Below are 760 nucleotides of genomic sequence, written 5' to 3' on the forward strand. Positions count from 1 at the left end.
GGGCTGCGCCGCGCGGCCCTGTCCCGCGCGGCCCTCGCCGGCGCCCGGCCGGCCTCGGCGGTGAACCTCCCGGCGGCCGCCGGACGCTGGTCGCTGGTCCGCCCCGAGCGCGCCGCGGCCGAGGAGGACGTCGATGCGCGCACCGCCCGGGTGACGGCCCTGACCGTCGCGCTGCTCGAGCGCCACGGCGTGCTCGTGCGCGGCGCGGCCGGGCTGGAGGACCTGCCCGGCGGCTTCGGCGCCGCCTACCAGGTGCTGCGCCGGCTCGAGGAGGCCGGGCAGGTGCGCCGCGGCTATCTCGTCGAGGGGCTGGGCGCCGCCCAGTTCGCCCTGCCCGAGGTGGTGGACCGCCTGCGCGGGGACGCCGCCGAGCTGACCGCGCGCCGCGAGCGCGCCGCGGCCGGGGACGCCGCCCCGCGGGTGGCCCTGCTGGCCGCCACGGACCCGGCCAACCCCTACGGCGCCGCGCTGGGCTGGCCGCCGACGACCGCCGGGGAGGGCCACCGCCCCGGGCGCAAGGCGGGGGCCGCCGTCGTCCTCGTCGACGGCGCCCTGGTGCTCTACGTGGAGAAGGGCGGCCGGACCCTGCTGTCCTTCGCCGACGACCCCGTGGCCCTCGACGCCGCGGCGGCGGCGCTGGGCCAGGTGGCCGCCACGGGCGCGCTCGGCGCCCTCACCCTGCAGCGCGTCGACGGCGGCGCCGCCCTTGAGGCGGCCGGGCCGCTGCGCCGGGCGCTGGACGCCGCCGGGTTCGGCCCGA

1 protein-coding gene is annotated in these 760 nt (G+C 82.4%); it reads left to right on the plus strand.

What is annotated here, in order from left to right; translation table 11 throughout:
* Window positions 1-760: Lhr family helicase (locus GD970_RS21960; protein WP_452179930.1), on the plus strand; the 760-nt coding region annotated here is incomplete at both ends.

The organism is Georgenia thermotolerans (assembly GCF_009193185.1).
Lineage (GTDB): Bacteria > Actinomycetota > Actinomycetes > Actinomycetales > Actinomycetaceae > Georgenia > Georgenia thermotolerans.